At 35.6% G+C, this 6,882-nt stretch carries 9 protein-coding genes; 1 reads left to right on the top strand and 8 read right to left on the bottom strand.

Going from position 1 to position 6,882, the window contains the following annotated elements; genetic code table 11:
• The coding region (locus tag ACOH2D_RS18150; RefSeq protein WP_449536152.1) for an SOS response-associated peptidase at positions 1–506 on the top strand (506 nt) is incomplete at its 5' end.
• 212 nt (positions 507–718) lie between these two features.
• Here ACOH2D_RS18150 and ACOH2D_RS18145 read toward each other — a convergent pair.
• The 8 genes from ACOH2D_RS18145 to ACOH2D_RS18110 form a co-directional block, all read right to left on the bottom strand.
• Positions 719–2,005, bottom strand: coding sequence for a hypothetical protein (locus ACOH2D_RS18145; RefSeq protein WP_449536151.1), 1,287 nt, complete (start codon positions 2,003–2,005; stop codon positions 719–721).
• Between the two features lie 75 nt (positions 2,006–2,080).
• Complete coding sequence (locus ACOH2D_RS18140; RefSeq protein WP_449536150.1) at positions 2,081–2,308, bottom strand: hypothetical protein; 228 nt, start codon at positions 2,306–2,308, stop codon at positions 2,081–2,083.
• 158 nt (positions 2,309–2,466) lie between these two features.
• Positions 2,467–3,150: a P-loop NTPase family protein gene (locus ACOH2D_RS18135; RefSeq protein WP_449536149.1), complete on the bottom strand. Its 684-nt coding sequence runs from the start codon at positions 3,148–3,150 to the stop codon at positions 2,467–2,469.
• Between the two features lie 42 nt (positions 3,151–3,192).
• On the bottom strand, positions 3,193–3,903 hold the full coding sequence (locus ACOH2D_RS18130; RefSeq protein ID WP_449536148.1) for a hypothetical protein: 711 nt from the start codon (positions 3,901–3,903) through the stop codon (positions 3,193–3,195).
• Positions 3,904–3,957: 54 nt separating this feature from the next.
• On the bottom strand, positions 3,958–4,236 hold the full coding sequence (locus tag ACOH2D_RS18125; RefSeq protein WP_449536147.1) for a helix-turn-helix domain-containing protein: 279 nt from the start codon (positions 4,234–4,236) through the stop codon (positions 3,958–3,960).
• A 487-nt stretch (positions 4,237–4,723) separates the two neighbouring features.
• Entirely contained in the window at positions 4,724–4,855 is a 132-nt protein-coding gene (locus ACOH2D_RS18120; RefSeq protein ID WP_449536153.1) for an RteC domain-containing protein, read from the bottom strand.
• Positions 4,856–4,911: 56 nt separating this feature from the next.
• Positions 4,912–5,574: an RteC domain-containing protein gene (locus ACOH2D_RS18115; RefSeq protein ID WP_449536146.1), complete on the bottom strand. Its 663-nt coding sequence runs from the start codon at positions 5,572–5,574 to the stop codon at positions 4,912–4,914.
• Between the two features lie 92 nt (positions 5,575–5,666).
• On the bottom strand, positions 5,667–6,882 hold a 1,216-nt coding region (locus tag ACOH2D_RS18110; RefSeq protein ID WP_449536145.1), incomplete at its 5' end, for a site-specific integrase.

Raw genomic sequence — 6,882 nt, 5'->3', positions numbered from 1 at the left:
CTTTGAATGCCCGCGGGGAAACCATTTTTACGTTAAATTCATTTAAAAAGGCTGCCAATGAAAGCCGTTGCTTAATTTATATAGATGGGTTTTATGAACATCATCATTTTAAAAAAAAGACTTATCCATTTTATATCTACAAGAAAGACCACTCCCCGATTATTTTAGCTGGACTTTTTAATGAATGGGTCAATCCTGAAACTTCAGGAAAAATGAAGACCTTCTCGATTGTAACGACCACAGGAAATCCGCTCCTGGCAAAAATCCATAATAATCCGAAACTTAAGGAGGCTAGAATGCCTGTGATTTTGCACGAAGAATTGGCAGATCAATGGTTGGCCAAATTAGAAGGCAATAAGGACCAGAAGTTTATTGAGGAGATTATTCAAGAATATCCACCGGAAGAATTGGAAGCTCATACGGTTTCGAAATTGAGAGGTAAGGAATATATGGGGAATGTTTCGGGAATTAGTGATCCTTTTAAGTATGCGGAATTGGTGTTTTAGGGATGTTTTTTTAGTGGAATGTTTAATGTAAAAGAAGTAGGATTATAAATAAGTAATTACCTTACGGATTATCCACCAGCCAAATCTTTTGCATTTTTATATTATTCGCTTAAAAGCCAAATCAAAAGATTTGGCGACCTCGCAAATAGATCTGAACCATCGGGTTTAGCACATAATTGCCCTATTTTTTATACTTTTGTTAGCAATAGTTACTACTCCATATACAGCTCTGATTTACCTCTTCTATTATCTATAATAATTGTTCTTTGTTCTATAAATGGATTAATTACATTTTTATAAGTGGTAGTAATTGATTTAATTTTTTCGTCTTTTTCTGATGCAAACACTTTAAACTGGTTGTCAAGATTTTTCCTTATTTCTGTAATTTCAACTTCGTTAAACCAAGTATTATTTTTTGCAGTATCTAACCAGCCTAAAGTATCCTTCTCAATTTCATTATATAGTGTTTGAGTTTTATGAAAGGATATATTGTCTGAATTAAATTCATTAATGGATTTGAGTTGGTCACTAATTACGTTAATCCTATTTATATCGGGATTCTTATAACATAAGTTCATGTGAAATTCGGTCAGTTTCGCCAAATGGAATAGTTCATCCGCAATAAGTGATGTTTTCATTTTAAAAATAAAACCAGTCTTTTCAAAGTCTATATGCTTCTTCTTCGCCTCTTTTAGTGAGTTTACTGAAGTGTATTGATTGTTTTTCTTTATTTCACTAACTGAATCCTCTAACATTAAGAAATACTCTTCCCTTACACTGGTAAGCTCTGAAATTATAGATTTCAGCAAAACAAAATCCTCTATAACAAAATTTCTTTTATTGAGATATTCGGTTAGAAATTTAAAAGCTTTTATTAATTTGGCTTGTCGTTCTATATGGAAAAGGTTTAAAAGTTCATCTAGTTTTTCTTGAACAGAATTCAGCTGTTTTGCGATATTATTCATATAGTATTGACCAGTAGCAATTGAGGCGATTTGGAATACTATCATTGGTGTAAACATTGTACTACCTTGTTGAATAAATCCAGCTTGTTGGGTTATTTTCCCACCACCTGTAACTGTTGACGCCAATCCTCCACTTGAAAGTTTCATTAATGTACTTGGGTCTGCAGTTGCTTTAAATAAGCCATAAGTAGCTGAACTTGCAATTGCAGTATTTGCTGTACCGCCAATAATATTTGATAATGTTCCAGAAAATGTATCTTGACTTTCTTTATTCAAGAATATTTTTGGCAATTTATTTTTAAAATCTTCTTCATCAATAGATTTAAATGAAATACCGGCCAACTCATTATTTATTTCAAATCCTGATATTATATCTTCAATTTTTTCGGAAAGCACAACGTTGTTTTCTGAGCTCGACAAATAATGAATCTGTCGATTCATATCGTTTAGTTGTTTTTGAGTATCAACGGAGTTTTGGAGTATAATTTCGCTAATGGAATCCAATCCCAATAATCTTCTAAGCCATTTTTTCATTTAAGGTTTTTTTAAGGTTTTAATTTTTCGACATCTCTTTTGTTACCTCTGAAATAGGTTATAAAGTTTTTCAGGCTACCACGGCTCCATATCATTATTTTTACCTGTTCTATTCAATGAATCGAGTAGTTTACCGAGGATACTTTTTTCTTTTCCGTAACTACTGTCTTTGGCATCTTGTAGTTCATTGCGTTTATTCCAAAATTTTTCGAGAAAGGATTGACTTCTGCTTTTATCCGAACCAGAATCCATTTCCTCTATCATTTTATTTGTACTTTTCAGTAAATCATCAAAAAATCCCATATCTAATTGTTTATAATTGTTAAGATGTCTTTTTTTTAATTATTGCTTACAATTGAATAAGTGCAACTCATTGCGTCTATTTATCATATTCATCAAACATATTCCTTTTTTAAGACATTTCTTACAATTAGTGTTAAAATAAACCATTTACTTTAAGCTTATCCCCTCTTATCAACACTAGACGCCTCAAACCCCACCAAGTTAAAAAGTTCTCGCATTCTTGATCGGACACGTTCGCCATAGCGTTCTTGAATTTCTTCGGCGTTGAGGTTGGTGGTGCAATGGGTTTTGACGCCCTTTTCTTTAAAGAGGTCATAGCGGGAAATTAAAATTTCGCCCAGGACGTTGCAGTCTTTACCGAAGTGCGTACCTATATTCTCAACGCCCAAATCGTCAAAACAATAATCTTTGGCATCACAGTAGTCTTCGATCATTTTGTAACCGATGGCGTTAAATCCAAAAACAATGTTTCTTGCCGGAACGATGTTATATTTTCTTTTGTGCGGCACCAAATGCGGCAATAACATCATCATGGTCGTTTTGCCACAGCCTACAGGTCCCGAAAGCAGTAAACCTTTATCTATATCAATTCCGAATTTTAGAGCGAACTGGCGGTCTTGAATGAAGTAACTGGATAGTTTAAGAATCAGTTTGTGATCCTCATTGTAAATTTTAAAATTTTTCCCGAACATCAATTTCCCTTTGACCAAGAGATATTGCAAAATCCTTTCAAAATCATATTGAATAACTCTGCCTTCCAGTTTGCCTAGTTCGAACTGTGAGGCCCCTTCATAAATAATGCTTGGGTTGCTCAGGTTGTAATTTGATGAAAAGTGTTTCATTTTTTTAGAGTTTAAGAATTCTGGGTGTCACATCAAAAAAAATTAAAGTGGCTGGTTGTAATCTTTATTTCGAGTGGTATGGAGGTTGTCCCGATTTTGGGACAGTTGGGAACCGTTTTCGTTTGTTTTTGTTTTTAGGGCAATTTCGGCCGCTTTGATCATCCAATTTTTTGCCGTGGCCTGCCAATTTTCGATTTGGACTTTTCCGCCCAATTTCCATCCCGTCGATTCGTAGTGATTAAAAAATTTTGCAGCTTCCATTTCCGACCATTTTTGTTTTTTAAAAAAATCTAAAACTTGATTTTCATTTTTTGGCTTTTGCAGTTTATAACTGTTTACTATTGTTTTATTATGTTTATATAAACGTCCCACTACTTGTCCCGAATTTGGGACACTTAAATCCAATGCTTGTCCCGAAAATGGGACACTTGAAACCAATGCTTGTCCAGAGCTTGTCCCGAAAATGAGCATGTTGATTTCGGAGCCCTTGAACGGATTATGCGAAGGAAAATACAGGAGATATTCGAAATTATTCAGGTCTTTTGCGCAGCGGTGATAGGTTGATTTTGAGCCAATTTTGGCCAGTCGCATCACCTCCTCCCGATTTACATAAAAACGCTGTGGAAACCGGTTGTGGTTCCAGATTTGGAAAAAAGCCAAATACAGACTTATGTGCGTTGGATTAAGGCGATTGTCCTTGGCAAAAAGCAAGAATACGGCCTTTAAATGTTGTATGAAATTAACCTCAGTCATGGTAAAAAAATTGAAAATCCCGCATTCCTGCGGGATTTTGCCTGCTATTAACACTTATAAAGAAACCTTGTTAAGGTTGAGAATACGCAGTATTTCAGAATACTCGTAGAGAATGGTGCCGCCAATCTTGGTAAAGGGCAATGTGCCGTTTACCCTAAGGTTTTGAAGCGTGCCAGGACTGATCTTGAGCAGGTCCATCACCTCAGCAGATTTCAAATATTTTTTTGCGAGCGGCGCCTCTGGCTTTTTGTGGTCCAGAAGCTTTTTGAATTCGCTGATCAATTCCATTTTGAAGTCGTAGAGATCTTCAGTAGTAATAATTGCTGTAGCCATTGTAGAACAAAATTTTTAAGAGTTAATGTTTACCTCATCTGGTGGTAAGGTTTCTTTAAAAACTATCATTATTGATAGCACTTGGGTTGATTTGACTTTTGTTCTACAAAGCTGCGAGTTATTGTTGTGAATTCTTCGGTAGTCCTTCGGTAGTACGAAGAAATTTAACATTTGAAAAGTGGGAATTTGATTGGCTTAATCTTGACTAAAGCCATATATAATAAGGCTTTAGGGGCTAAACCAGTATTGTGTCTATTTTTTATGGGGACACTAAATTCCCGTGATGTTCTTGGCAAATTAATCAACCACATGATGAGGCGTCATTTTTTTAATCAATTTCAGAAATAACCACAAGATTTATAATAGATTTTGTAGTGATTTGATGGGTAAAAAAGAACTGAGAAAAATTTTTGACATTCTTTCGGTAGTCTTTCGGTAGTACGAAGAAATTTAACATTTGCAATTTTCCCTTTCAGCTGATTATCAACTAAATAACCTCAGAGTCGTCTGTATTTACTTTCTTCAACAAGCCTTGTTTTAAGGAATCTATAAATTTAGTTTGATCGTTTTTACGGGATTTTATTTCCGCGAAGGTTTTGTATGTATTTCCGAGATTGATGTTAAAGAAAGTTTCGCAGCATTGAATCGTTTTAGCTATTTCAGATTGGCCGTTATTTAAGCCCCAGCAGCATGGAGCGCATGAATAAGCTCCACCAAATCTGTTTTTGATCCGTTCCAGGTTTGGTTTTTATTTAAAGTCAAGTCTGAGTTAACAGGCGATCCTTTATTGGATAATTTTAGTTGCAACCTTTTATAATGTTTAGCTAGTAAATCAGCTGCTACAAATCGTGCCTTGAGGATATCGTATGAAGTATAAAATTCGGGATCCACAATAAATTGAGACATATCTCCACCTATTCCCACCTGATAATTATTTCGCAAGAAGTAAAGACTGTCATTTCGAGTTTCTTTATTTTTTATATAATGCCAAAACAGAAGATTATCAATCCTAAAGTGATCAAGTGTCTTTATAGACGATCGAATATATTTCTTCTGACTTTTGACGTCTGCCTTGGGCCATTTCAGCTCGAATTTTTGAAGTTCCCCAAAAAATTTAAGTCTTCCTAAAACGAAAGGCTTGATGTTTTTGAAAAAGTGAATTTCATCTTCCTGGGTTGGAAAACTATTCTGTAACTGGGTCAGTTTTCGAAGCTCCTTCATGGTTTGCATGGAAAGGTCTATTCCAACTTTGATGTTTTTCATCTTAGTTAGATCGGTATTTTCGATAAGCTGCACATTGAGTTTATAGTCTATTAAGACTTGATTGATTAATTTCATAAATAGGCGCCAAGCTGGTTAAATTAGCACAACAAGCTATAAATTATATTCAATTAATCAAAGCCTCAAACTCATGACCCCCTAAATACTAGCTAATTAGCATCTTTTACACCTCCATCTTTATTTTGCGCCTTATTCTTAGTCTCTAAAATCGATTTTAAGTTATTCATGTCGGCGCTAATTTTATGTTCCAATACTCTGGCATAAATTTGAGTCGTCGAAATTTTGGTATGACCCAGGATTTTAGAAACAGTTTCTATGGGCACCCCATTGGACAAAGTTATGGTCGTCGCAAACGTGTGACGCGCCATATGGAAAGTCAGGTTCTTTTTAATATCCACGAAATTGGCGACTTCCTTGAGGTAGGCATTTAATTTCTCGTTGGTAATTACTGGTAATAAGGATTCGGAAACGGCCGTTACGGGATGGTCTTTGTATTTTTCAATGATTCTTAGAGCCTGTGACAATAAAGGCACCTTGACCACAGTATTTGTTTTTTGTCTTTTGGTCTCGATCCAATAACTACCATCAATGTTCAAGATGACATTGTCTGATGTAAGCGTCATAATATCCACATAACTGATTCCGGTGTAACAGCTAAAAACAAATAGGTCGCGGACGCGATCTAGTCGGTCAGAAATAAACTCCTTAGTTTCTAATCTATTTAATTCAATTTCGGAAAGGAATTCTCTGTTGGTTTTATCGAAGGACATCTTCCAACGCACGAAAGGATCCTTAACCATCCATTCCATATGAAAGGCCAGGGTAACTATTTTCCGCAATCGCTGAATGTGCTTCATCACTGTATTTTGACTTAAAGCCCTTGGATGGCCTGCAGGATACAAATTGGATAGATACACCTGAAAGTCGGTGAGAAACTCGTAGTTGAGCTGTTTGAGATAAACATCTGTGGTTTTGCGTTTTTTAAGCAGAAACTTTTTAATGTAGGATTCTGTAATTCCGAAGTTTCGGATGGAACCAGGTGCCAAAGTGTTCTCAATTTTCTTGTTATGATAACCAAATATCTCAAGCAATGATTTACCCTGTTCTTCAGTACCCCCGGTATAGTGAGCTTTTACAAGTTCAGCAGTAATGAGCTCGCCTTTAAATTTGAGATCCTGATAGATCTGGAAGATTTGGGAATTGACTTCTTCGAGATATTGGTTGGTTTGCCTCGCAAAAGGCGAATTACCTTTTACACGTTTGGTTCGCGCATCCCATTGATCAATGTTTGCTTTTCTTTTTAAACTTAGGTTGACGCGTTTGCCATTTACGGAAATGCGCGCATAAATTTCGGCTTCATTATTT

This window comes from Gelidibacter sp., from assembly GCF_053579655.1.
This window is presented reverse-complemented; position numbering and strand designations above follow the sequence as displayed.

Coding starts and splice junctions, on each gene's coding strand:
- ACOH2D_RS18145 (WP_449536151.1), bottom strand. CDS start 2,005: ATGAAAAAATGGCTTAGAAGATTATTGGGATTGGATTCCATTAGCGAA.
- ACOH2D_RS18140 (WP_449536150.1), bottom strand. CDS start 2,308: ATGGGATTTTTTGATGATTTACTGAAAAGTACAAATAAAATGATAGAG.
- ACOH2D_RS18135 (WP_449536149.1), bottom strand. CDS start 3,150: ATGAAACACTTTTCATCAAATTACAACCTGAGCAACCCAAGCATTATT.
- ACOH2D_RS18130 (WP_449536148.1), bottom strand. CDS start 3,903: ATGACTGAGGTTAATTTCATACAACATTTAAAGGCCGTATTCTTGCTT.
- ACOH2D_RS18125 (WP_449536147.1), bottom strand. CDS start 4,236: ATGGCTACAGCAATTATTACTACTGAAGATCTCTACGACTTCAAAATG.
- ACOH2D_RS18115 (WP_449536146.1), bottom strand. CDS start 5,574: ATGAAATTAATCAATCAAGTCTTAATAGACTATAAACTCAATGTGCAG.